Origin of the sequence: Cellulosilyticum sp. ST5, assembly GCF_046529625.1 — a bacterium.
GTDB classification, from domain to species: domain Bacteria; phylum Bacillota; class Clostridia; order Lachnospirales; family Cellulosilyticaceae; genus Cellulosilyticum; species Cellulosilyticum lentocellum.
This window is the reverse complement of record NZ_CP132338.1, coordinates 3,676,285-3,700,544: the sequence shown is the minus strand read 5'-3', so window position 1 is coordinate 3,700,544 and position 24,260 is coordinate 3,676,285. Positions and strand designations below refer to the sequence as shown.

Annotated in this window: 24 protein-coding genes, 2 tRNA genes and 1 pseudogene; 22 read left to right on the top strand and 5 right to left on the bottom strand. The window is 32.3% G+C overall.

All coding sequences use genetic code 11. The features are described 5' to 3' along the window. Window positions 1-22: 22 nt before the first annotated feature. On the bottom strand, window positions 23-889 hold the full coding sequence (locus tag QTL86_RS17925; RefSeq protein ID WP_013655128.1) for an MBL fold metallo-hydrolase: 867 nt from the start codon (window positions 887-889) through the stop codon (window positions 23-25). Between the two features lie 214 nt (window positions 890-1,103). Between QTL86_RS17925 and QTL86_RS17920 the strand changes: the two genes are divergently transcribed. From QTL86_RS17920 to QTL86_RS17900, 5 genes are all read left to right on the top strand, one after another. After that, window positions 1,104-1,187: transfer RNA gene (locus tag QTL86_RS17920), tRNA-Leu, on the top strand. Between the two features lie 13 nt (window positions 1,188-1,200). After that, a tRNA-Ser gene (locus tag QTL86_RS17915) sits at window positions 1,201-1,286 on the top strand. A 262-nt stretch (window positions 1,287-1,548) separates the two neighbouring features. Then, the gene (locus QTL86_RS17910; RefSeq protein ID WP_410495648.1) at window positions 1,549-2,796 is read left to right on the top strand and encodes a serine hydrolase; all 1,248 of its coding nucleotides are present in this window, start codon (window positions 1,549-1,551) and stop codon (window positions 2,794-2,796) included. Window positions 2,797-3,112: 316 nt separating this feature from the next. Next, on the top strand, window positions 3,113-3,931 hold the full coding sequence (locus QTL86_RS17905; protein WP_127065136.1) for an ABC transporter ATP-binding protein: 819 nt from the start codon (window positions 3,113-3,115) through the stop codon (window positions 3,929-3,931). Further along, window positions 3,928-5,973 (top strand): ABC transporter permease subunit/CPBP intramembrane protease, encoded by a 2,046-nt coding sequence (locus QTL86_RS17900; RefSeq protein WP_410495647.1) that lies wholly within the window; start codon window positions 3,928-3,930, stop codon window positions 5,971-5,973. Before QTL86_RS17905 ends, QTL86_RS17900 begins: the two co-directional genes overlap by 4 nt. Here QTL86_RS17900 and QTL86_RS17895 read toward each other — a convergent pair. Then, the gene (locus QTL86_RS17895; protein WP_127065138.1) at window positions 5,970-6,353 is read right to left on the bottom strand and encodes a hypothetical protein; all 384 of its coding nucleotides are present in this window, start codon (window positions 6,351-6,353) and stop codon (window positions 5,970-5,972) included. The genes QTL86_RS17900 and QTL86_RS17895 overlap by 4 nt on opposite strands. A 171-nt stretch (window positions 6,354-6,524) precedes the next feature. On the opposite strand from QTL86_RS17895, the gene QTL86_RS17890 reads away from it, so the two are divergent. The 4 genes from QTL86_RS17890 (at window position 6,525) to QTL86_RS17875 (ending at window position 10,731) form a co-directional block, all read left to right on the top strand. After that, window positions 6,525-7,625, top strand: coding sequence for a zinc ribbon domain-containing protein (locus QTL86_RS17890; protein WP_127065139.1), 1,101 nt, complete (start codon window positions 6,525-6,527; stop codon window positions 7,623-7,625). Window positions 7,626-8,010: 385 nt separating this feature from the next. Further along, a complete protein-coding gene (locus QTL86_RS17885; protein ID WP_127065140.1) occupies window positions 8,011-8,496 on the top strand; it encodes a DUF6323 family protein in 486 nt (161 codons plus the stop codon). Beyond that, window positions 8,489-9,895, top strand: coding sequence for a DUF6179 domain-containing protein (locus QTL86_RS17880; protein ID WP_127065141.1), 1,407 nt, complete (start codon window positions 8,489-8,491; stop codon window positions 9,893-9,895). The genes QTL86_RS17885 and QTL86_RS17880 overlap by 8 nt, the downstream gene beginning before the upstream one ends. A gap of 65 nt (window positions 9,896-9,960) precedes the next feature. Further along, on the top strand, window positions 9,961-10,731 hold the full coding sequence (locus tag QTL86_RS17875; protein ID WP_410495646.1) for a MerR family transcriptional regulator: 771 nt from the start codon (window positions 9,961-9,963) through the stop codon (window positions 10,729-10,731). A 422-nt stretch (window positions 10,732-11,153) separates the two neighbouring features. On the opposite strand, the gene QTL86_RS17870 is transcribed toward QTL86_RS17875, so the two are convergent. Next, a complete protein-coding gene (locus tag QTL86_RS17870) occupies window positions 11,154-11,366 on the bottom strand; it encodes a hypothetical protein (protein WP_127065143.1) in 213 nt (70 codons plus the stop codon). A 1,127-nt stretch (window positions 11,367-12,493) separates the two neighbouring features. On the opposite strand from QTL86_RS17870, the gene QTL86_RS17865 reads away from it, so the two are divergent. The 4 genes from QTL86_RS17865 (at window position 12,494) to QTL86_RS17850 (ending at window position 14,085) form a co-directional block, all read left to right on the top strand. After that, window positions 12,494-12,703 carry a hypothetical protein gene (locus QTL86_RS17865; protein WP_410495645.1) on the top strand — a complete coding sequence of 70 codons (210 nt, stop codon included), beginning with the start codon at window positions 12,494-12,496 and terminating at the stop codon, window positions 12,701-12,703. A 24-nt stretch (window positions 12,704-12,727) separates the two neighbouring features. After that, the gene (locus QTL86_RS17860; protein ID WP_190283471.1) at window positions 12,728-12,889 is read left to right on the top strand and encodes a hypothetical protein; all 162 of its coding nucleotides are present in this window, start codon (window positions 12,728-12,730) and stop codon (window positions 12,887-12,889) included. Between the two features lie 237 nt (window positions 12,890-13,126). Then, window positions 13,127-13,747 carry a hypothetical protein gene (locus QTL86_RS17855; RefSeq protein WP_127065144.1) on the top strand — a complete coding sequence of 207 codons (621 nt, stop codon included), beginning with the start codon at window positions 13,127-13,129 and terminating at the stop codon, window positions 13,745-13,747. A 137-nt stretch (window positions 13,748-13,884) separates the two neighbouring features. Continuing rightward, the gene (locus QTL86_RS17850) at window positions 13,885-14,085 is read left to right on the top strand and encodes a cysteine peptidase family C39 domain-containing protein (RefSeq protein ID WP_127067962.1); all 201 of its coding nucleotides are present in this window, start codon (window positions 13,885-13,887) and stop codon (window positions 14,083-14,085) included. Window positions 14,086-14,515: 430 nt separating this feature from the next. Here QTL86_RS17850 and QTL86_RS17845 read toward each other — a convergent pair whose 3' ends face one another. Continuing rightward, window positions 14,516-14,866, bottom strand: coding sequence for a DDE-type integrase/transposase/recombinase (locus QTL86_RS17845; protein ID WP_330547613.1), 351 nt, complete (start codon window positions 14,864-14,866; stop codon window positions 14,516-14,518). A gap of 148 nt (window positions 14,867-15,014) precedes the next feature. Then, window positions 15,015-15,353: a transposase gene (locus tag QTL86_RS17840; RefSeq protein ID WP_127065146.1), complete on the bottom strand. Its 339-nt coding sequence runs from the start codon at window positions 15,351-15,353 to the stop codon at window positions 15,015-15,017. 91 nt (window positions 15,354-15,444) lie between these two features. On the opposite strand from QTL86_RS17840, the gene QTL86_RS17835 reads away from it, so the two are divergent. The 9 genes and pseudogenes from QTL86_RS17835 to QTL86_RS17795 form a co-directional block, all read left to right on the top strand. Further along, complete coding sequence (locus tag QTL86_RS17835; RefSeq protein ID WP_334295401.1) at window positions 15,445-15,579, top strand: TipAS antibiotic-recognition domain-containing protein; 135 nt, start codon at window positions 15,445-15,447, stop codon at window positions 15,577-15,579. A gap of 187 nt (window positions 15,580-15,766) precedes the next feature. Further along, window positions 15,767-16,189 (top strand): NUDIX hydrolase, encoded by a 423-nt coding sequence (locus QTL86_RS17830; RefSeq protein ID WP_127065147.1) that lies wholly within the window; start codon window positions 15,767-15,769, stop codon window positions 16,187-16,189. 92 nt (window positions 16,190-16,281) lie between these two features. After that, on the top strand, window positions 16,282-19,641 hold the full coding sequence (locus QTL86_RS17825) for an SNF2 helicase associated domain-containing protein (protein WP_410495644.1): 3,360 nt from the start codon (window positions 16,282-16,284) through the stop codon (window positions 19,639-19,641). A 126-nt stretch (window positions 19,642-19,767) separates the two neighbouring features. Next, on the top strand, window positions 19,768-20,292 hold the full coding sequence (locus QTL86_RS17820; RefSeq protein WP_127065149.1) for a dihydrofolate reductase family protein: 525 nt from the start codon (window positions 19,768-19,770) through the stop codon (window positions 20,290-20,292). A 376-nt stretch (window positions 20,293-20,668) separates the two neighbouring features. Further along, entirely contained in the window at window positions 20,669-21,385 is a 717-nt protein-coding gene (locus QTL86_RS17815; RefSeq protein ID WP_127065150.1) for a LytR/AlgR family response regulator transcription factor, read from the top strand. Between the two features lie 242 nt (window positions 21,386-21,627). Continuing rightward, window positions 21,628-22,701 (top strand): sensor histidine kinase, encoded by a 1,074-nt coding sequence (locus QTL86_RS17810; RefSeq protein WP_410495643.1) that lies wholly within the window; start codon window positions 21,628-21,630, stop codon window positions 22,699-22,701. Window positions 22,702-22,837: 136 nt separating this feature from the next. Next, window positions 22,838-22,987 carry a hypothetical protein gene (locus QTL86_RS17805; protein WP_190283472.1) on the top strand — a complete coding sequence of 50 codons (150 nt, stop codon included), beginning with the start codon at window positions 22,838-22,840 and terminating at the stop codon, window positions 22,985-22,987. 499 nt (window positions 22,988-23,486) lie between these two features. After that, window positions 23,487-23,630, top strand: a complete 144-nt coding sequence (locus QTL86_RS17800; RefSeq protein ID WP_127067964.1) for a transposase domain-containing protein — start codon at window positions 23,487-23,489, stop codon at window positions 23,628-23,630. A gap of 372 nt (window positions 23,631-24,002) precedes the next feature. After that, window positions 24,003-24,185 (top strand): annotated as a pseudogene (locus tag QTL86_RS17795) (TraB/GumN family protein); the annotation flags it as partial. Window positions 24,186-24,260: the final 75 nt, after the last annotated feature.

Here is a 24,260-nt window from a genome sequence, read left to right as displayed (position 1 = left end):
ATTTATGAAAATAAAGTATTAATTATTGATAAATATGATTATTTAAAATACGGTATATATTAAGCGAGTTGGTTGGCAAATCATCTTTAGAAATAGTAAGTACATTATCAAATTCCTGGATTTTACCATAATTTTGCTCGAAAATAGGTAACGCATCATCAGTGTAGTGAGTAGGGATAATAATAGTCGGTTGAAGTTGCTCCATAAGCTTAAAGCCCTTTTCATTTTCTAAACTCATATCAGAATAACTGTTATCAAACTGCATGAAAGCGATGTCTACATGCCCTAAAGCTTTCAGTTGTTCATCAGTAAGAGTTGTTTGACCAATATCACCCATGTGAACAATACGAAGACCATCTACATCAGCTACTGTAAGAACATTTGATGGGAAATCGTCAATAGTATCTCCGGAGTGAGAAGAAGCAATGGTAAAAATCTTAAAAGATGTAGTATCTAAGCTAGTTACTTCACTTGTGAAATGAGGACAATCATTACTCTTAGTAAAATAAGAATCTGTATGATCTGGATGGCTGTGTGTGCTAATAATAGCTGCAGGTTTGATGTCAACTACATCTTTAGGTGGCATAGAAGTAGGGTCTAAGACAATAGACTCACCATTAGTTGAAGTAATAATATAAGAGTTATAAGGATAAGTAGAACTACCAGACACCGTTTGGATTTGTACTTTACCAGAGGTATTTTCAACTAATGGAAGAACAAGGGCAGGTTCTGACTCAATCGGTTCTTCAGAGTTAGCAGGAGCAGAGGCTTCTGGAGAAGCAGTAGCTTCTGCAGGAGTAGATGCAGGAGTTGAAGCTGAACCGGTATTAGAACATCCTGCTAAACAAAGTGTTAGAGAGAGTAAGATAAAACTTAATTTTTTTTTCATTGTAAAGTCTCCTTAAAAGAAATAATTTTTTGATAGTTTTACTTTAAACTTAAAAGGAGATTTATTGTATGAAAAATACTCAATGATATTTGTAAAATCATAAATAAATAGTTGGGAAATGTTTAAAAATAAATATAAAAAAGTAAAAAAAGGTGTTGACCTAAGTCAAAAGGTGTATTATAATGATTAAGCAATAAGTCATTATGGCTTATATGCCCGAGTGGCGGAACTGGCAGACGCACAGGACTTAAAATCCTGCGAGCTAACCCTCGTACCGGTTCGATTCCGGTCTCGGGCATACAATTTAATATGGAGAGATGGTCGAGTTGGTTTAAGGCACCGGTCTTGAAAACCGGCGAGGGTAACACCTCCCTGGGTTCGAATCCCAGTCTCTCCGTTTGATGAAAGAAGCATTTATAGCCGAATGGGTTTATAGATGCTTCTTTTTTGTCCAAATATAAACCACACATTTATAGAGTATAAGTTAAAAGTCATACTAATAAGCTAGATAGAAAATGGATGTACAAGAATGAACATTCTAATAAATCTGTTTAAATGTTATAGTATTAGGGAGATAACTGTAGTAGGCTAATCTACAGAGTAAATGGATAAGAAGATAAAGGTAGGAAAAGACCATGCAATCTTTTTTTAACAAAGTAATGAAGTGGTTATTGGTTTTGACTATAATCATGCAAGGTATAGCTTATGCCAATATAGATGATACAGAAGAAAATCTGTTGATTACGATGAAAACAGATAGCCCGATAGATGATTTTTCATGGAGTGAGGAAGGTCTTAAAGAAGTCGAAGAGATTATTAAGAGTTGTGGTAGTGGCGTATCGGTATTTTATAAAGATATACAATCTGGATATACATATACATATAATGAAAATCAAAAATACTTTATAGCAAGTATTATTAAAGCGCCTTACTGCATGTATGTTTATGATTTAGCATCTCAAGGAAAGTGTGATTTAAATAAGGTTTATACTTATGCGGCTAGACATAAAACTGATGGTACAGGAAAAATACAAGAAATGAAAATAGGAACGACATTTACTTTAAGACAACTTCTAGAATATGCTATTAAGTATAGTGATAATGTAGCCATGAGTATTATTAGAGAAAACTTTCCGGTACATGGTTATAAGGAATATGCTAAAAAACTAGGATTAAAGCATCCGGAAGATATTAAATATGCAACCAATGGAGATCTACTTGTTTCTGAAGCAGGTGTTTATATAGAAGCTATTTATAATTTCATAGAGACAAATTCGTATGGGGCTGAGCTAAGGAAGCTTATGTTATCAACTACTAATCCCATGATTGTATCTAAGTATCCAGTAGTAAGAAAATATGGTTGGGCGGATCAATCTTTTCATGATATGGCTATTGTTGAGGCACCTAGACCATATTTACTTTGTATTTTAACGAATCATGATGGTGACTTTGCAAGTTTTAAAAAGATTAGTCAAGTTATAGAAAAACAAGTACTTAATAATAACCTGGAGGCTACACCATCACCCTATGAAATAAATGTTAATAAAGAGAAGAAAGATATAGTAGGCTATGACATTGAAGGGAGTACTTATTTAAGTATAAGAGAAGTGGCTAGGGCTATAAATGATACAGCATCTCGTTTTTCTGTCATTTGGGATGAAAGTAAACAAGCAATTGTAATGAATTTAGGAGAAACATATAAATCATCAGAAGAAATAATGCATCATAAAACTTCTCAACAAGCTATTGCAACTCAATCTAAAGTATATATTAATGGCGAGGAGATTATGTTACCAACTTATAAGATTAATGGAATTACTTATTTTAAATTAAGAGACTTAGGAGACTTACTCCGTATTCAAATTAATTGGATAAAACAAGAGAATTGTATTAGTATAATAGGTTAATAATCTTCACAGAAAAATTATATTTTCAACACATAAACAACACAATGGGGGCGTAGTATACAAAGTGTAAAACTTCTTATTTAACCCTCAATAATATAAAGAAAAGGTCTTCTCGGCGTCACCCCACGGCAAAGAGAAGGCCTTTTCGTTTTATGGAAACTATGGGTTAACAAGTGACATTCGTAAATATTAATTATATGTAAATATTACTTAGGTAAAAGGATTTGTAAGTATAATAGGATGAGATAAAAAACATATATAGATTAAGATAATATTAATAAGTTATTTAAGCAAAGCTAAAAAGGAGGTTATGTAAGTGGGACAAGTTCCGGTAGTTCAAGTTACTCATTTATCTAAAGTTTTTACAAGAACAGTAAAAGCGGGGGAAGAAGGAAAAAAGAGTATTAAAAGTTTAGGAAAGCTTAAAACTAAAACAGAAGACTTCTTAGCTGTAAATGACATTAATTTTTCTGCTTATCAAGGGGAGGTTTACGGCATATTAGGACCTAATGGTGCCGGGAAAACCACTTTGCTTAGGATGTTAGGAGGAATTTTAACACCTACTTCAGGAGCCATTAAGGTTATGGAATATGATTATGAGACTCAGAGAGAATTAGCAAAAAAGAAGATAGGCTATTTATCAGGTAATACAAAGCTTTATGGGCGCTTATCGCCAAGAGAGTTGTTTAGAACCTTTGGGGAACTCTATGAAATGAGCAAAGAAGAAATAGAAAATGCTATTAATGAAGTGACAAATATTATGAACTTACATAGTTTCCTAGATAATCGTATAGAGAACTTATCAACGGGTCAAACACAGAGGGTTTCTATAGCAAGATGCTTATTACATTCTCCGGAAGTTTATATTTTTGATGAGCCTACTTTGGGATTAGATGTCTTAAGTAGCAAGGATATCATTGAGTTTATGAAAGGGGAAAGAGCAAAGGGGAAAACAGTCTTATATTCTACTCATTATATGGAAGAAGCAGAAACGCTGTGTGATCGTATTTTAATGCTTCATGAGGGTAAAATTATAGCAGAAGGTACACCAGACACTCTAAAACAGCAAACAGATGCAAGCAATTTAAGAGACGTATTTATTCACTTTGCTAAGGAAAGAGGGGTATTAGCATGAGAGCGCACATTGTCAAAAGTATCTTTAAGAAGGAAATGATAGATATACTAAGAGATAAGAAAACGCTGTTTATGACGGTGATTTTACCTATCCTTCTTTATCCTGTTTTAATTTTCTTAATGATGTATATCATGAATGCTTCTAGCACAAGCATGGCACAAAAGGAATTATCTATAGCTTTTAGCGAAGTTCCTAATAGTAGGGTTATGGAGAAAATAGAGGCTCTGACCAAAGAAGATGGTAAGCTTAAAATAGTAGAGGTGACGGATTACAAAAAAGCAATAGAAGATAAGAAGATATCAGCTTATGTAGAAGTGATACAGTCTGAGAAAGATGTAGATTATAAGATTTATGTGAATTCTTCGATTGAAGATGATAATGAGGCAGCTGATAGGATAGAAACAATTTTAAATGAACATAGAGAAGAATTAGTCAAAGAAGGTATTGTGGCAGCAGGGCTAGATGTAAAAGAGATTTTAGAGCCTATAAGCTATGAAGTTGTGGATGTGGCAGAAAAAGAACAGGTTGTAGGGTATTTTATAGGAATGTTCTTGCCCTTCATGCTGATTTTGGGAATTCTTACTGGGGCTGTATATCCAGCTATTGACATAATGGCGGGAGAAAAAGAAAGAGGGACTTTAGAGACTTTATTAACCTTGCCTATTACGAATTTAGAGCTTGTTATGGGTAAATATTTAGCAGTGGCTTTAAGTACGATTGTCACAGCTTTACTAAGTATCTTATCTATTTTATTTAGTGTAGTATTTATGTTTTTAAGCAATAAAGAGGCGCTAGTAGCTAATGATTTTAATTTTAATTTCAATTCATTAATTATACCGTTTATCATCACTTTAATTTGTCTTATTATTTTTTCTATGATTATTGCTGCTGTTAGTATGTGCGTCTGTTCTCTTGCAAAAAGCTTTAAAGAAGCTCAAAATGCTGTGACACCTATTATGCTTGCTGGAACAATTCTATCTTATAGCTCAATGATACCTAATCTAGAGCTAAATAGTGTAACAGCTAACATTCCGGTAGTTAATGTGGTGCTTCTGATTAAAAGTGTATTGACCTTTAGATATAATATCTCTTTAATGGCAATGGTAATGATTTCGAATATTGTCTTTGTGATATTATCAGTATGGCTACTTTCTAAGCTTTTTAATTCTGAAGAAGTGTTGTTTGGCAATGGTAAAGGTTTTTCTTTCTTAGAGAAAAGGTCAAACATTAAGCAAGGAACAATGCCTACAGTAAGTGATGGCATTATGGTTTATGCAGTAGCCTTATTGTTATACATATATATAGGATCATATATACAATTAAAGTTTGGACTTCCAGGATTATTAGGGAATCAAATTATTTTTATTATAGTACCCATTCTTTTGTCTATTTATATTAAGACAGATTTTAAAAAGGTCTATTCATTAAATATGCCTAGTATAAAAAGTGTATTAGGAGCTATAAGCCTTTGGGCAGGTATTTTTATTATAATGAATTTAATAAGTGCATTACTAATTTTTTTATTTCCTCAAAATCAAGAGGTGGCAGAAGGGTTAAGTGAAATAATAGTAATGAAGGAGCATTTTATTCTTAATTTACTTATTGTAGCAGTAGCGCCTGCTATAGGTGAAGAGATTTTATATAGAGGTTTTATCTTTAGTTCATTTAAAGGAGAAAAGTCTTATAAGAGAGCCATTATCATAAGTGGTGTATTATTTGGCTTGATGCATATAGACTTTATTAGAATTATTCCTACCACCTGTCTTGGAATTGCCTGCGCCTATGCAGTTTATAAATCTGGATCTATTTTTGTGGGGATGTTAATGCATTTCTTGAACAATGGGTTAGCAATAGCGAGCCAACATTTTGAAAATGGCATGGTAGCAGAGGTTTTCAAGTATTTAGAGATAGATTTTGGTGCATTACAAGTAAGTAATTTGCTAATCTTAATAGGAACGAGCTTAGCGCTAATCGTTATAGGTGTAGCACTGCTTAAATGGAGAAAACAAGAATTATCACATAAAGAATCACCAGTAGCTTAGTAGGTTAAGAATTTACCTATGATAGGTCCGGCTTCAGCAGCAGCTTTTAGGTCATTTTGATAATAAAGCTGAAAATAGTCTAAAGGAGAGAGTCCTAGCTGGAGGGTAGGATAAGTTCCTAAATGCCATAAAGGATGATGGGTGACATCAAAAACATAGTTACAAGTAGCTAAATAAAGAGGCTTCCCATTTTGGCCGTTATAATCATATAGGAGTTCTTCCTTGGTAAAAATACGGTAAGAAGTGGGAAGCTTAGTTTTTAGGTAATTAAGCTCATCTAAGAAAAGAGTTAGTAAGCTATAGTCTTGTAATTCGGTCAATAATTCCTCTGTTTGAGAAATTCCTTCCTTTAAGTGAGTGAGATTATGATGTATCTGCATAGAGATAAACCTCCTCTATAGGGTTATGTTTTATAAGAGTATATTCCATAAATTGTAAAAAGATTATGGGAATCTCATTAAAAGATTGAATTAAATACTGAATTGTGCAATAATTCTTAGTGTAGACAGGCTTAATTAAGGGGAAATGGCCTTATATGAGGAGGAGTGGGGATGAATTGTACACAGTGTGGTGCACCAATAAGAGACGATAGTGGTTTTTGTGACCAATGTGGTGCAAGAGTAGAACGCATGATTGAGAAGGATGAAGAAAGAGAACCAATCGAGCAGGAGATAGAATCTAAGCAAGGACTAGATTCTACTACGGTTATTAATATAAGCGAGGAACTAATAAGAGAAGCTGAGGAAAAGCTGAAAAGGGACCAACTTTTAAAGCAAGTAGCAGCTGAAAGGACAGCTAGACTAGAAAAGCAAGCGGAAGCACAACGCCCAGAGGATATGCAAAGGCAAGCATTAGAAGTGACTAAGGCAAAAAAAGATAATACTAGAAGAGTTCAAGAAGAGACACTCTCTAGAAGGACACCGGTTAGTAGAAGAAAGAGCAGAGAAATTGAGGAGGTACCTCATTCACTTTTGGGACTAGTGAAGATTTTGGTCAGAAATCCATTATTAGGAATAGATGAATTAGAGTTATACGCTGATAATAGGCGGACGATACAGGGTGTTATAGTGTTTGTTTTAGTAGGTTCAGCGATAACAGCCATTAGCTTTAATACAATTATAGCTAAGATTGTAAGTGGGCTTATTGGGTTATTTGGTAATTTTCTTTTACTTTTGGGAAGTGCCTACATTAGTGCATCTGATTCTGCTGCACTAGTGGAGGACATTATAGAAATGCCATTCGTTCAGGATTCAGGATTGCAGATTATTTTATATCCTATATTGTCGCATTTGATTTTAATTAGCTTAATTTGCATATTTGTAGTAGGCATTTTTAGAATCATTATAAAAAAGGGGATAGAACTCATAGATTGTCTGAGGTTGATGCTAACACCACTTGCTATTTTGCTAATAGGTAAAATAGGAGTGCTCTTATTAGGCTTTATAAGTGGGACGCTGGCTGCCTATTTTTATGTACTTATGATGTTTACAGTAGTAGTCATTACTATACTTCAATTTATTAACTTCTTTGGTAAGTCAGCTCTAATCATTTATAGTATGCCGCTTATTTACCTGATTAGTGCATTAATTAGAAATGGTATTATATTACAGATTATAAAGATGAGTATGGCCAGGTATGCATTATACTTCTAACAGAATAAAAGAGTGACTGTAAATAATATAGGAAGTGTGCTTGAAATGAAATACATAGATAAAACTTGGGATGATGAAGCAAAGACTGCAAGTTTTAGTAATAATTAATCATTACAATAGTTAAGGATGGTTTTAAGTTGAAGGAAGTATGCTTAATGCAAGAAAAACATAGAGAAAAGGCCACTCAATACCTTATAGAGTATTGAATGGCCTTATTTTTATCGAATAGGAATATGAAATGTTCCTTTTTTTTTGGTTTGTGAAACTAATTGACGACATAGCAACTTAGCAGTATAATATGCCATATAATAAATATATCATAAATTTTATAATAACATATAATTATTAAAAAGTCAATAGTTAAATTGAAAAAGGAGAGGAAATAATGGATAAATTCATATCTAGGTTGCCTGCACTTGCTGGAGAACAAAAAGGAGAAATTGTGGATTGCAATGATAAAACACAAGCGTATCATCTTGCTTTAAGTGAAAAAGATGCAGAAATGCTCATTGCTACTAAAAATGAAGTCCTGCGTAAAAACAGTCGTGTAGAGTTTGGCGGTAGTGTAATTAGCAAGCTCATCTTAGGTTTTTATGATTCACCGTATATTTCTCAACATAACTATGTAGAGACCATAGATGATTTAATTGAGACCTTTTATTATTATAAAAATGAAACACTAGATGAGATTTCAGATGATGATTTAATTCAATTGATGAGAGAATTATTTGATAAACGTTGTTATGGCTCCATTGAGCTTTTACAAAACAGGGAGTTAGAACGTATTTCACATAATGTTAAGTATGGTATATGGGATTTTGATAAAGTAGAAGCTTTAGAACCAGGGGAGGAAGAAGAGGATTATGAGTAAAGCTAAGAGTATGGAATTAGAAAAAACGTTTAATTTGCTTAAAACTCAATTTAGTCCCAGGCATTTCTTTGAAGAATTACTAGAAGCTTTACTAAAAAGGGAGGTGCTTAACAACTCGGAATTTGAAGTGGTTCAGCATCAGTTATTGGAACTTCTAGCTAAGCAAGTAAAGCGTTTTAATAAGGACAGTAGCAGTTCAATTAAAGTTGAAGTAGCAGAAGCATTAATGGATTCTATTTATTATACCTTAAGTATCTATTTCAAAAGTTTAGAAGACTTAGGATGTAGTGCTGATTTAATAAAAGACAAGGGAATAGAGGCATTATTTAATGAAGGCAAAATGTTGATTAATGAAAAAGTAGAGACGGCGAAAAAGTTATTGGAAGGTGTACAAAAAACCAAGCTTATAACAGTTAACTATGCTTATAATGATACGATTGACTATGGTTTACCTTTGTTCTTTAAAGCCTATGATCAAGACTTTTCAGCTCAAGATTCACCTGGTTCTATTGATTATTTTCTAAGCTATACTGAAAGGCAAGAAATTGTAGCAGATGGGGTTGAGTATCTAGAAAAATATTTAAGCTATCTTTATTTAGAAAATGTATTTTGTAGGTACTTTGATAATGAAGAGATAGAAGCGATTTTATATAGCTATGATAAGGATTATGAACATTTGCTATTCAATATTTTTGATTGTGTACTTATGAATTCCCTGGGAAATATTTTATTAAATAATAAAGTGGGTAATCTTCTCTTAAAGAAGGAGGAAGTAAAGTTATTACAAGATCAGCTTGAATCTTATAATTCAGAGGAGTTAGAGCGGACATTAAAAATGGCAGCAATACAGCTTTGTGAGGCGTTTCATATAGAGGAAACACCTTTACTAAGTTATATTTATAGGGCGATTTCAAAAACAAGTATTGATCTTAAACAAAAACTTGAACTTCAACAAGTACAACATATATTTTTACCACATTGTCCGAAACAAGCTCAAACCTACTATATAGATGGCGAGAAGATGGCAAATGAAAACTTTAAGGAGCTAACAGATGAAATTCGTCAGTGTAGTAAAGCGAAAGATAAAGTAAAATTGATTAAAGAGCACATACACAGTATGTATGACTTGATTGATGTACTTGAAGCAGAGTGTTTATTTGAAGAGGAATACCTTAAAGTATTTGAAGTATTAACCATAATGGAGATTAATTTATTAGTAAATAGTAAATCAGAGCTATGGGATAAAGAGGAAGAGTTAGGTCAAGTTCAAGTAGGGAGTTTGGAAGATACGATTCAAACGCTCATGGAACATCAAACAATAAAAGATGATCAAGCAGAGGATAAAAAGGAATGGCAACATTGGCTAGTAATTTATCTTAGGCAGCATTCACAAAAATAATTTTAAAAAAACTTATTGACCTTAACGTGGCGTCATAGTTTATGTTTATTTTAGGAGGTGAAATCATGGAGTATACCATTAATAAGTTATCGCAAATTGCCCACATAAGCACGAGAACTCTACGTTACTATCATGAGATAGGACTTTTAATGCCGGCAAGAGTCAATTCGTCAGGTTATCGTATTTATGGAGAGAAAGAAGTGGATACCTTGCAACAAATATTGTTTTTTAAGGAGTTAGGGTTAGACTTAGAGACAATTAAGCAAATTGTGATGGCTCCAGATTTTGATAGGCAAAAAGCACTATCGCAGCACTTAGATGCCCTCCTAAAAAGGCGTGAACAAATAGATAGACTGATACGCAATGTTACCCAAACTATGGGAGCCATGAAAGGAGAAATAACAATGACAGACGAGGAAAAATTCGAAGCCTTTAAAAAAGAGCTTATAGATGACAATGAAAAGAAATATGGAAAAGAAGTAAGAGAAAAGTATGGTGACGCAGTGATGGAAGGGACTAATGCCAAACTAAAACAAATGAATAAAAGCCAGTATGAAAATCTAGAAGCTTTGTCTCATGAGGTGAATATGGCTATTAAAGCTGCCTTTGAAACAGGAGATCCCAAAGGAGAGTTAGCAAAAAAGGCCTGTGAGCTTCATAAACAATGGATTTGTTGTTATTGGCCAGAAGGGACTTATACAAAAGAGGCTCATATTGGTCTTGCCAAAGGCTACGTAGATGACCCAAGATTCACAGCTTATTACGACAAAATTGCAGTAGGTGCTGCGCAGTTCTTATATGAAGCTATTTCTCATTACTATGGACAGGAATATTAATAGGGGTTGAATAACTTGCTAAGATGAAAAAGAATATAAAGTAAAAGGATGTAGGAAGTTAAAGATAAATATTACTTCTTTCTACGATGAATGGGGTGGTTGCATAATTAATCAATAAGATTAGTCGGGCGGCCGCCCGACTTTTATGCAGTGCGGCAATGCGACTAGCAAAGTTAGACTATATTTGTAGGTGAAAGCCCTATCTAGTAATAGCCAAAGATCCAGTAACGATCCAGTAACCAATCACTAACAATGCCAGAAATGTTAGGTCTGAAGCGAGGATGTAAAAAATAATAAGTTTATTATACAGAACTACAGATACACTAAAATTTGAATCTTAATCAGCATGTAAAATCAGGTCATTACTATGAAGCTTTTCTCATGGCTTGATTAATTAAATTTGAGCTACTCATAGCCTTTAGTTAGCTTCTTTTCGTTCCTATAGTAGCAGCAACACTAACACTAACTGCAGCAGCAGCAGTATTTATTGACTCTAATTTCTTTTCATAGGCGCGGATCTCATAATAAGTTTGTAAAAATTGTGGAACAGTCTGTATATTAGTTCCTCCGCCTTGAATCATACTCATTTCACCTTTTGATAGTTCATTAAATAAATTTAATGCGGATACTTTCATAAAAAACCTCCTTATTTTGATATATTATAAATCAAAATTAATATATCAGAATAGTTATAATTTTGTAAATGTTATTTTAATTTCAATTATACGTTACTATAGATAAATAGGTTTAGCGCCATAAACTGTGCTTGATAAACTAAATACCAAATTTTATAACTGAAAGCACTATTAAGGGGCGTTATAAGGACATAAGAATACATTTAATATAAAAATTTAGAAAGATTAATATTATAAAACAATTGGTTCCATAAAAATGATAAGAGGATAGGGGAGAAGAAGATAAAAAGGAAGAGAGTTTGATAAGCTATAATAACGATCTATTTGAAAAAATCAAGTATAAACAAATGAAAAGGATTCGCGGGAGAAACCATTTCAGTATTAGCTAATTTCATAAAGAATTTAAGAGAATAATATTAGATAAGTAATTTAGAATAAATAAATTAACTGAGCTAGATGGAAAAGATTAAATTGCTATTTGAGCTATCATTTGAAAAGATGTCATCAACGGCTATTGCATAGGTGGTAGTATATAGGGATTTATTTCATTGTATAGCAGTATATAAAATAACTAAAAAGAAATTATTGTAGATAATTCGGTTAAAGGAATTGATGAGTACACGTCAGAAGATATTTTAAAAATCTAGATGGGTATGCTTATTTTATTTGTTCCAAATAAGACTTTGTAAAGATGTAAGATATCAAAGAAATATAAGAATTCAAGCATAGTTACATTACATAGACATAAAAATACATTTGGTGTAATAAATATTGATAAGATTAGAAATAAATATTATTTTAATATTTAGAATATTCAAATTTTTCGGATATAAAAAGAAATAATAAATATGTAGCTAAATGAAACTCAAGAATTTATTATGGAGAATATCCTATCTTCTAGAGGGGAAATTAACTCAGCTGCAAATGCAATAAGAGATGACAAAAATAAGACAATTAATGTTTAGATAGGATATTCTCGGTGTATTTTATAATTTCAAATATGTTTTAAAGCATAAGATGTGAAGCCCATATTTTTGTTAAGAAATACAATATATTAGATTATCTACTTGTACTAGCGTACGGAGTACGGTTGATATAAAATATTAATATTCTGAGGAGGAAATACTATGTTTAGTAATTTAAGTACACAAGAATTAGAAATGATTGATGGTGGTGGTTGGTTAGAAGCAGGACTTGCCTTTGGAGGAATAGTAGCTATAGCAGCAGCACCGATTGTAGCAGTTGCAGTAACTGGTACAGCAGCTGTAACGGTTGCATGTGTAGGGGCCGCAGCTGTTATTAGTGCATGTGGAGATAGAGATATAATTAGTTATTAGTCAAGTCGACAAGGAGGAAGAACAATGCAAGAGATGAGACAGATAGAATTAGAAATGGTTAATGGTGGGGGTTTAACTTGGGCTGAGGCATTTTTATATACGGCTGCAATTGTATCAGCACCTAATCCTATAACGTTTGCTACGATATTTATAACAGAGTATAATGATTATAAGGATGGAAAGTAGGAAATATAATACATAGTATTAATTAATAAATTTTAGTTTCTTATGAAATAAAATTTACTATATGGCACTGTGTATATTTCAACCTATATTATAAGAGCAGTGCCATATAGTAAATAAGCTTTATGGATATAAAATGTGTAAAGAAATTTTTCAGATGAAATTTTTATTAAAATTTCATCTGAAAAATTAAATTAATAAAATTAGCTTATCATAATACATTTTTGGAGGAAGGTATAAGTGATTAAGTTTACGGGGAAGATACAAAAAAAATATAAAAGAGGTTATGCTGATATGATTTGGAAACAAGTTGTCGCATTACTATTGATATTGGATAGTAACTTAATATCAAATACATTTCATATTCCGAGTAAATATATAGTATTAATAAATATTTATTCTATATTAATACTGTTATTTATAATAGTATTAAGGACATATACTATACATAATAATCTGAAAAAACAAAGTGAGAACACTATTTCTTATATATCAAGTGTAAATATTAAAAGAATTTTATGGAGTGGATGGGTAGTAATAATACCCTTATTAATATTGTTTTTTCTTGATAAGAATAATATTAAGCTTACAGTAATTCTTATAAGTATAGCATTATTGTATATAATAAAAACATTTTTTGATAATGTTGTGGTTATTTCGGATAAGGGGTTTTCTTCTGGATTTGATAAAGTAATATTGAATAATGAGTGTTACATAAAGGAAATAAAAAGAAAAATAAATGATTGTGGAGAATTTGTTGTATTTGAAATATATAGAAATGATAAGAGGATAGTTTTGGATGAATTCTCTAAAATAGACTATGATCATTTGTGGTGTTTGTTTAATTCTAATGTAATATAACTAAATTTGCTCTGATTTATGTAGGTAGATGGTCTTTATGATGTGTGCAATAAATGAGAAGTATTTTTTGAATCAGAATATACATTTTATACTAAAAGAATAAACAAAATGAAGGAGTATCATTACATTAAACCACCATTACTAAAATTGGGGAAGTAGTTGGTACAGATACTCAAGGAACCAATATATATGGCGTTATCAAAGCTACTGAACAATTAGGGATTAATGCAAAGAGGGAGAAGGGAAATCAAGAAGACTTTTTTAGAGATTTTCCATTGCTAGCTATTTTGCATGTTATAGTGGAACAATTGGTTGCTACATTATATAGGTATGCATAAGATGACACAAAAGAAATTATTATAGTTAATCTAGTTAGGGGAAAGCAGAGAAGTACACACTAAAAGATTTATTTAAAATCTAAATAGGTGTGCTTATTTTATTTGTACCAAATAAAACTTTTAAAACAGGAAAATGAAAGAGACATAAGAGATTAAGTTACATAAAATCTGGTAGCTATAGCGTATATGCTTATGTAACAAATAGACTATAGCATTAAGAAGCAGTTTTATAGCTTATTTAGTGTCTGCTGAGTATCTTAAAAATCATTGAAAGTACAGATTTATAGATAAGTTAGTTGTATAATAAATGCAAGGGTTTATTTAAAATTTAAGGAGTATAGTGGTCCCTTTGTCAAGACAATTAAAATCAATTCCTTAATGGACCATTTTCTTCCATATTAATGATGGAAAAGAAACACTCCTCTTGAATTTAAGGTGAGTCATAACGTACGATAGCTTTTTGAACACATGAAAGAACTGAGTCTACATGCAGTGTATTAGAGAGTTCATAGCCGAGGATATATCGTGAGTGCCAATCGATGATTGCGATCAGGTACATAGAGCTCTTACCCATTGGAATATATGTAATATCAATAGACCATACTTGGTTCGGTCTGTCGATTGCAAAATGGCGTAATAGATAAGGATAAGTCTTGTGCTGTTTGTTTGGAATAGATAGGTTTGGCTTTGGATAGATGGCATAAATCCTCATTTCCTGCATAAAACGACGTACAAGCTTACGCCCTATAGCGTAACCTAATTCATTAAGACGTCCGGTAATACGTCGTGTTCCCTATGAAGGAGGATCTGTATGAATTTGGTTCATCATGTGCTTGAAGGCTACTTCTTGATTTGACTCTTCACGTTCTTTGTAATAGACACTACTGCGATTAAGGTTTAGTAGCTTGCATTGACGACGCACAGAAAGCTTAGAATCGTCCTTTGTAACCAGTTCTTTCTTCCCAGCCAGATCCAAGAGCTTGTTCAGATTTTTTTAGCCAGATTACATCTACTGTAAGCTGACCGATAGTGTTATACAGTTGTTCAATTTTATCCTCGTAAGCAACTTTCTCTTGTTCGTAAGAATCTTCCTTCTTGTTTGAGAAAGCGTTAGAAGCATTAGCTAAAAACTCCTTTTTCCATGCACGGAGCATGCTTGGTGCAATATCATGTTCTGTTGCGATCTGATTAAGTTCTTTTTCTTCGCGTAATAGTTCGAATACCACTTGGGTTTTGAATTCAAGTGTAAAACTACGTCTTTTTCTCATATGAATACCGTCCTTTATTAGATGAATTTATTATAACAGAATTCACTAAGAAAGATGAAGTTACCTATCTAGATTACAGGAACCATTATATATAAAAGAGACTCATATTGGCCTTGCCAAAGGCTATGTAGATGACCCAAGATTCACAGCTTATTACGACAAAATTGCAGTAGGTGCTGCGCAGTTCTTATATGAAGCTATTTCTCATTACTATGCAGGGAAATAATAGCATATAAGGTTTAAGCTCCTATTAACACAGAGAATATGAAGTATGAGAATGCAAGCGACTAGATATTAGTCCTTGCATTTTTTTAATAATATTATATAGAAGTTTTTATAGAAATCTCTATAATCTGCTATAATAAAAGGGTTAACTATTAATCATTTTATAGACATATAGGAGGAAATATAGAATGTTAAAGGTTTGTTTCCACCAAGCAATAGAAGATGAAAAAATAAAATTTGCAGTAATTGCTGCTAGATATAAGAACCAATGGATTTATTGTAGGCATAGGGAAAGAAATACTTTTGAAATACCAGGTGGACATAGAGAAGTAGGGGAGACAATTATAGAAACTGCCAAAAGGGAACTCTATGAAGAGACAGGCGCTATAGACTTTGAATTAGAAGAAATAACAGTATATTCGGTGATAAATGATAGTATAGAGACTTTCGGTATGCTCTTTTTTACAGAAGTAAAAGAGTTAGGAGTATTACCAGATTTAGAAATAGAGGAAATACAATTGTTTGATGAGATGCCAGAGACATTAACTTATCCTTTGATACAGCCACTCTTAATTGAAAAGGTCAAACAAGTACTAAAGATGAATGGTTAATCTTGAGGGATGTATAATAAAGGCACAAAAGTAGTTAGTTAATCATTTTAGAAACTAGTTTAGTTCAGGTCAGAAATAAGGAGTTTATAGGAATGAAGATAACTTTAAGGGAAATTAAAGATGTAGCCAGTAGTTACAAGGCCTATGATGATGGCCTAAACTATTTTAAAGAGGGAAAAGTAGAAAAGATTCACTTAAGACAAGATGAAGATTATATAGAAATGATGTCTTGCGTTCATGGAGATACAGGAGACTACCAGACAAGAGTAGAGTTATACAATGAAAAGTTAGCATGGTGTGAGTGTAATTGTCTACCCAGCTTTCAAGAGGAGGGGGCTTGTAAGCATGTAGAGGCGATGTTACTTAAATACTATTATGAGGTCATGCCAGATATTAGACGTAGTATTAAAGGGGAGCGCTATTCGCAAAATGCATTAAACTATTATGAAGATCAAGTCATTAAAGAGCAAGATTTAGAACTTGGAGAAGATGAGAGGATTAATGCACATATTAAGCTTATTGATGAAGGAGCAGGAAGCTTTTCCCTTGGTCTTAGCGTGGGGGCCAATAAATTTTATATTGTTAAGGATTTATATGAATTTGCAGAGCATATGCTTCAAGGCAATCGCGTTGTGTATGGAAAGAATTTGGACTTTATACATGATATAAGCGTGTTTGATGAAGCAGCAAAGCCTATTGTTCAGTTTATAGTAGACAAAACGCAGGAGTATCTAGATATCTTAAGACAGGTGGGGATGTATAGAGGGTTCACTAAAGCTGATCGAAAAACATTGCCATTAGGGCCGAAGGCCTTCGATGAGTTTTTTGACTTAATAAAAGGACAAAGTATTGAGGTAGAGAACGGAAAAGAAACAAGAGAGGTTCTCTTTGCAGAAGGAAATCCTAGATTTGAATTCAAAATTGAAGGAGAAGGCGATTATTACGAATTAAGTACATCTTTAGCAGAGTATGAACCAATAGCTTTCTCTAGATATAAATATATCCTGCTAAAAGATAGACTCCTCCGTCTAGATAAAAGCTTTGGTAATGATGTTTTTCCGCTTCTTAAATATATGTACGAAGCCAGAAATGTTCATGGAAACAAGCAATTAGACTTTAGTGAAACCCTTATTAAACGTTTTATACTTTCTAGTCTAGCAAAAATAGAAAAGCATGTGCCGGTTGTAATGAACGAAGATATAAAAACGGCAATCACGCCAGAGCATGTACATGTTAAAACCTTTCTAGACCTAGATGGTGAAGGAAATATTATAGGAGATATTCAGTTTCAATACAAAGGTTTTATTTTTAATCCCTATAAAAAACTGAATGAATCTGAGACTAGACAACTTGAGCAAATTGCAAGAGACACACCTAATGAATATCGTGTGAGTAATATCTTAAAGTATTATAATTTCCGTACGAAAAATGGAGGACTTCATTTAAGTGAGGAAGAAGATATCTATGCCTTTGTTCGCACAGGTATTAATGAACTGATGGAATTAGGCGAAGTTCATGTAACTGAAAGGTTAAGACACATTAATCTTGTAAAAAGTCCCATGGGAAGTATTGGACTTCGTATTGAAAATAATATGTTGAAGGTAGAGCTAAAGGATGTGAATATGCCATTAGAAGAAATGGCAACTATCCTAAATGCCTATAAAATGAAAAATAAATATTATCGTTTGAGGGACGGTTCTTTCTTAGATATTGCAGGAGGGACTACTATTGGTGATCTAGCTAATATTGTAGATGGGCTGGGTATGAAAGAAAGTGATCTAGCTGAAGGTGAAGCGAGCCTTCCTAAATACAGGGCTCTATATTTAGACCAAGTATTAAGGCAAAGTGAAGGAATCGAGGTTAGCAGAGATAAGTACTTTAAACAAATCATTAGAGATGTGAAAAACGTAGAGGACGCAGATTATGAAGTACCTAAATCTCTTAAAGCTAATCTGAGAACTTATCAAAAGACAGGCTATAGGTGGCTAAGAACTATGGCAGCTTATGGCTTTGGGGGAATACTAGCTGATGATATGGGTCTTGGAAAAACCCTACAAATGATTGCACTTATTTTAGCAGAAAAAGAAGAGAATGAGGCATTAAGTCAGAATCAGTTAGCTAGTCAAGTGGATGATAAAAAGCAAGACGATGCTAAGGAAGCTGAGGCGTGCAATAAATCACAAGGCGCTCTAGAGTGCCTGTGTAAGCCGTCGTTAGTTATTTGTCCAACTTCATTAGTCCTTAATTGGCAGACAGAACTAGCACGTTTTGCGCCTTCTTTGAAGGTACTAGTTATCATGGGGACGGTTCTTGAGCGTAAAACCATTTTGGAACAAATAGTAGGTTATGATGTAGTCATTACCTCCTATGAACTTCTTAAGAGAGATATTGATTCTTATGAAGAGATTCAGTTTAGATATTGTATTGCTGATGAAGCGCAGTATATTAAAAATGCCAATACCCTTAGTGCTAGAGCCTTAAAACTTCTTAAAAGCGAAGTGAGATTTGCTTTAACAGGTACACCAATAGAAAATTCCTTAGCAGAGCTTTGGAGTATTTTTGATTTCATTATGCCAGAGTATCTATTTAGTTATGCTGAGTTTAGACGTCACTATGAAATGCCTATTGTAAAAAGTCAAGATGAAGTAGTGACAGCGAGGCTTAAAAAGCTTATTGCACCTTTTGTTATGAGAAGGTTGAAGAAAGATGTACTAAAAGAACTTCCTGATAAAACAGAAACGGTTATTTACAATACTATGGAAGAAGAGCAACAAAAGTTATATACAGCTCACCTTGCTTTAGCAAAGAAGGAAATGGAAGAAGAACTTAAAGCTAAAGGAGTAGGAGCCAGCCACATTAAAATGCTAGCACTCCTTACGAGACTCCGTCAACTTTGCTGTCATCCTGCTATGTATCTTCAAGATTATACAGAAACAAGTGGTAAGCTAGAACAATGTATGGAGATTGTGAAAGATAGTATAGAAGCAGGGCATAAGATCCTTTTATTCTCCCAGTTCACCACAATGCTAGACATCTTAAGTAATCGTCTATATAGAGAAGGGATAGAACACTTCATGCTTACTGGTTCCACTAAAGCAGAAGAAAGAATGAGATTGGTTAATGAATTTAATACCTCAGATATCCCGGTATTTCTTATATCTCTTAAGGCAGGAGGGACAGGTCTCAATCTAACAGGTGCAGATGTGGTTATTCATTATGATCCTTGGTGGAATCTTTCTAGTCAAAATCAAGCCACAGATAGAGCTTATCGCATTGGGCAAAAAAATAAAGTACAAGTATTCCAAATGATTACGAAGAATTCCATAGAGGAAAAGATAAAAGAACTCCAAGATAAAAAAATTGGTCTTACAGAAAGTGTATTGCAAGAAGGAGAAGCCTTTATTAGCAGAATGTCAGAAGAAGAGATTAAAGCATTGTTTAGTGAACAATAAAGTTGAAGGATTATACAGCTAAAATAAATGGAAAATATGACAGCTAGATGTCGCATTCAATGGGTATAATATAAAATGAACTTATAATGTTTTAATTACAATGAAGAAGAAAGTCAGAGGAAAAGCATGAGTAGAAAAGTTGTTTTATACATTGCCACAAGCATAGATGGATATATTGCCAGAAATAATGGAGAAGTAGATTGGCTAGAGGGAGATGATAGTGATCCAAGTGCAGATGGGGGATATGAAGCTTTTTATAATACTATAGATATCGTGATTATGGGGAATACAACTTATAAACAAATTATGGGTTGGGGTGAATACCCTTATAAAGGAACTAAGGGATATGTTTATACAAAAAGTAAGCAAGATCATAATGAAGATGTTATTTTTACCTCACAGGACCCAACAGATTTAATTAAAGCCCTGAAGCAAGAAGAAGGAAAAGATATTTGGGTGATTGGTGGTACTGAAATAGTAGATCTATTTGTAAAAGCAGATTTAATAGACGAATATATTATTACTATTGCACCTGTTATTTTAGGAGAAGGTATTTCTTTGTTTAAAGGAGATAATTCTGAAATAAGGTTAGTCTTAAAGGAAATGAGAGCCTTTAATGGTTTTACACAAAATCATTACGTTAGGAAGTAAATTATTCGAATAATTAAAAGTTATCTCATGTACAAATAAAAAGGTTTAAGAAAAATAGGGACTAAATAGAAGTTAAGGTGGATAACTTTATAGGAAGTATAAAAGTAAAAGGAGCGTTGCAAAATAAGTCAATTATGCAACGCTCCTTAATCGTTAGTAATTAGTATGAATATTCAAACGGAAAACTGGTTTCTAGGGCATAAATAGGATGGAATTACAAAAAAGGTAATAGATTGAAAATACATGAAAAATGATATAAAATATACTGAAAAGATAAAAAATAAATATTATTCAACATATTAGTCTAGGGGATGTATAATTACATAGAATTCACTTGAGTATCAATGTAAAAAGATACTAAGTAAGGGGGCTACGAATGAATATAGCTATTTGTGAAGATGAGATTATTATGATACAAGAACTACAAAAACTAATAGAAAGGTATAAGCAGTTAAAAAGGGTCGACATTACCTTATCAGTCTATACATCAGGGGAGGCGTTGCTAGATAGTAAATTAGAACAAGATGCTATTTTCTTAGATATATCTATGGCTCAATTAGATGGAATTCAAACTGCCAAAAAGATGAGAGAACAAGGTTTTACAGGAATTATTATATTTTTAACTAGTCATACAGAAAGAGTTTATGAAGCGTTTGAAGTAAAGGCTTTTAGATATCTATTAAAGCCAATTAACTATGCAATGTTAGAAGAACTATTGGATTTATTGAATCAAGAGATTACTAAAACAAAAAAAGAGTACATTATAATCACAACTAAACAAAAGACGGTTAGAGTGACATATGAAGACGTTTTATACATTGAGAGTATCGGAAAAAATGTAGAGATACATACTTTGGATAAGAATTATATCATGAGAGGAAAGGTTAGTGAATTTGAAAGGATATTAATAGATAAAGGTTTTTTTAGAGTGCACAAGAGTTTTTTAGTAAATCTAGAATACATAAAAGAAATAGTTAATGATAGCGTTGTTTTGGAAAATGAGGAAATTATTTATGTTAGTCGATTAAGAATGAAACAATTAAAAGAAGCTTTTGTGAATACTCTTAGAAGAGGTATAAATGTATGGCGCTAATTATAGATATTATAAGTGAGTGGGCTATTTGCGGCATAGAATTTATAATATTCATTTTCACTTTTAATCTATTCTTTGAATTAAAAGATAGATGTAGAGGTTGTTGTATTGTTATAGGAATACTATATGCTTTAATAATAGCTTTTTGTGAAATTGAAAATATAGATGATAGAATTTTAATTTACTTTTTTTATATATTCGGATGTTGTATCTATTTTTTTAAAGGAAGAATAATACATAAAGTGGCAGTTATTTTTCTTACACTAAGTATTGTTTTTATTATAGAAGAGATTTTTACCATGTTATTAAGTATCGTATTAAAAGAGAACTATTTTATTATAGGTGAGAGTAAGTTTTTATCAAAAATAGTAGTACAATACGTAAAATTACTTGTGTTACTTTTAGTATTTAAGCTGTATGTAAAATATATATCTAGAGCTACACACATTAAAAGACATATGAATAAGATAAGTAAATTTCAAACAAGTATATTTCTTATTATGCCCAGCTCAAGTTTGGTAATACTTACAATCTTCTTTGATACAGTTGTAAGACACTTGACTAAGGTAGAGGCTATTATTATGGGAAGTGCAGTAATGGGATGTTTATTAGCCTTTAATATAGCCTTATTGCTATTAGTATATAGAGAGGTGGCTAATAAAGAAGCAGAGTACATGGCAAAGAATATGCAAGAACAATTAAAAATCCAGTTCGATCATTATAAACAGATTGAAGAAATAAATGCAGGAGTTAGGGCGCTTAAGCATGACATGAAAAATCATATGCTATGTCTTCAAACCTTATTAGATAATTATAAAAACGATCAAGCAATAAGATATCTAGCTAATATAACTGCTCAGATAGAAACATTGGATATGAAGATAAATACTGGAGATACCATCATAGATGCTGTTTTACAACAAAAATGTAAAGAAGCGCAAAAGAATGAAGTTATTTTAGAGATAGAGGGAAAGTTTATCGGGGAGCTTCCTTTAGAACCTATTGATAAGTGTACAATTATTTCCAATGCCCTAGATAATGCACTTGAAGCGTGTTTAAGTATACCGGATCCAACGAAAAGAAGAATTCAGGTCATTATCGGATATAACAAAAACTATATATTTATTACCGTTGAGAATAGTGTAGGAGAAAAAATAAAAATTAATAATAATACTATTAAAACATCTAAAAACAATAAAAAGGATCATGGCTTTGGTCTGGAAAACATAAAAACTAGCCTTAGAAATTACGATGGTTACTTTAGTATATATTATGAAGAAGATACATTTGTATTAGAAATAGTAATAACTATATAAACAACTATGTCATATAAAGATATAGTTGTTTTACATTATATAGCCATAGAAATACATTTTATGCCTATTGATAGAGAAGTAAGGAAAATACTGGTATAGTTAAACTAATAATACATTTCTAAGGGGGATATAGAAAATGAATAAATATAAAAATAAGAATGAAGTGAACTATAGTAGCCAATTTAATGAATTAACAAAGGAAGAATCAATAGCTATTCAAGCTGGAGGGAATATAGGGGAATTCCTTTATGTAATAAAGGAGCGTATAAGGGAAATATTTAGTTAGTATGATAAGGTGTTTTTGCGGTGAATACAAAGTTTTATTGTCAATTATAACACATGTAATAGCAGATGAAACTTGAATCATTTTTTGTTTTTTTACCATAGAGGAATCCATTCGCTCTGTAAGTAATTTTGTATCTCAAGAAATAAATACCCTTTCTTGGTTAGAATTAGTTATCAGTAATTCTAATCAGGAGGGGGTATTTTTTATGGCAATAGCAAAAGAATTATTGTAAGTGTAAAATATCCCTGGACGTAAGGGTAGAGTATAATAATCAAGGAGATATTCCCGACTTCAAATTCATGAGATAATCACTTCAAGATATTTTTCTTAGAGTTTTTTGCTCTAAGTTGCGCTAAAAAGGAGGCGGTTAGTCTTGAAAAAAGCAATGAAATTAAGTTTCCAATAACATTGCTGAGATGAGCATTAGACCTTTTACAGCAGGTTGTAAAAACTGAAAATTATGTAATAGTCAGGAAAGCTCCAAAACCAGTGCAACTGTATACAGCTAATTGAGACTGCCAAGGCTAACAATCTAAATGTATTTATATATTTGAGACATTTACTACAAAAAATGCATGGAATGGACTTCAAAAATCATCCTGAATTTTTGGAGAATCTTATGCCATGGGCTAAAGAACCGTAGGTGATCTATAAATAAAACCTTGTTAAACTAGAGTATTTTACTCTAACTTTAACAGGGTTTTGTTACATATAAATTCAGCTTTAGGCTATAAAACACCTCAGTATATAGAAGATTTATGCAAAGCAGCTTAACTTATTTTAGATTTAGAGCGGCGATATACACCGTAAGGGAACCTTTGATTAGAAAAAGAAGGAAGTGTTATAATGCATTATTTCGAAGGCAAAGATTACTTAACTTATTTTGAGTTTGTTGCCTTCAATCAGGAATCTTGTACATTTACGTTTTTCTTGTCAAAGGTGCGGAAATTCTAGAATGCTTTTCTAAAAATGTGTCTAAACTCTTGACTCAGATCGAAAATAGGGTGGGAATACTGTTTATCTGTTAGGTTCGATCCATGTAGGTACATCAGATATGTATCCACTTAATAATGCTTTAAAAGAAGTGTTTAGTAAGGCTGATACCTTTGTGGTAGAGGATAATATACTCGCTCAAAATGAGCAAATAAATCAATTTATATTAAGTGGATGCCATATTGTAATAAATTACGCTAAATAAGATAAACCATAAAAACAAATATTCATTATATAGACATAATATAGACATAGAAGTACATGTTGGGATTAAATATTG

Coding starts and splice junctions, on each gene's coding strand:
- QTL86_RS17925 (WP_013655128.1), bottom strand. CDS start 889: ATGAAAAAAAAATTAAGTTTTATCTTACTCTCTCTAACACTTTGTTTA.
- QTL86_RS17910 (WP_410495648.1), top strand. CDS start 1,549: ATGAAGTGGTTATTGGTTTTGACTATAATCATGCAAGGTATAGCTTAT.
- QTL86_RS17900 (WP_410495647.1), top strand. CDS start 3,928: ATGAGAGCGCACATTGTCAAAAGTATCTTTAAGAAGGAAATGATAGAT.
- QTL86_RS17895 (WP_127065138.1), bottom strand. CDS start 6,353: ATGCAGATACATCATAATCTCACTCACTTAAAGGAAGGAATTTCTCAA.
- QTL86_RS17890 (WP_127065139.1), top strand. CDS start 6,525: ATGAATTGTACACAGTGTGGTGCACCAATAAGAGACGATAGTGGTTTT.
- QTL86_RS17885 (WP_127065140.1), top strand. CDS start 8,011: ATGGATAAATTCATATCTAGGTTGCCTGCACTTGCTGGAGAACAAAAA.
- QTL86_RS17880 (WP_127065141.1), top strand. CDS start 8,489: ATGAGTAAAGCTAAGAGTATGGAATTAGAAAAAACGTTTAATTTGCTT.
- QTL86_RS17875 (WP_410495646.1), top strand. CDS start 9,961: ATGGAGTATACCATTAATAAGTTATCGCAAATTGCCCACATAAGCACG.
- QTL86_RS17870 (WP_127065143.1), bottom strand. CDS start 11,366: ATGAAAGTATCCGCATTAAATTTATTTAATGAACTATCAAAAGGTGAA.
- QTL86_RS17865 (WP_410495645.1), top strand. CDS start 12,494: ATGTTTAGTAATTTAAGTACACAAGAATTAGAAATGATTGATGGTGGT.
- QTL86_RS17860 (WP_190283471.1), top strand. CDS start 12,728: ATGCAAGAGATGAGACAGATAGAATTAGAAATGGTTAATGGTGGGGGT.
- QTL86_RS17840 (WP_127065146.1), bottom strand. CDS start 15,353: ATGAGAAAAAGACGTAGTTTTACACTTGAATTCAAAACCCAAGTGGTA.
- QTL86_RS17830 (WP_127065147.1), top strand. CDS start 15,767: ATGTTAAAGGTTTGTTTCCACCAAGCAATAGAAGATGAAAAAATAAAA.
- QTL86_RS17825 (WP_410495644.1), top strand. CDS start 16,282: ATGAAGATAACTTTAAGGGAAATTAAAGATGTAGCCAGTAGTTACAAG.
- QTL86_RS17820 (WP_127065149.1), top strand. CDS start 19,768: ATGAGTAGAAAAGTTGTTTTATACATTGCCACAAGCATAGATGGATAT.
- QTL86_RS17815 (WP_127065150.1), top strand. CDS start 20,669: ATGAATATAGCTATTTGTGAAGATGAGATTATTATGATACAAGAACTA.
- QTL86_RS17805 (WP_190283472.1), top strand. CDS start 22,838: ATGAATAAATATAAAAATAAGAATGAAGTGAACTATAGTAGCCAATTT.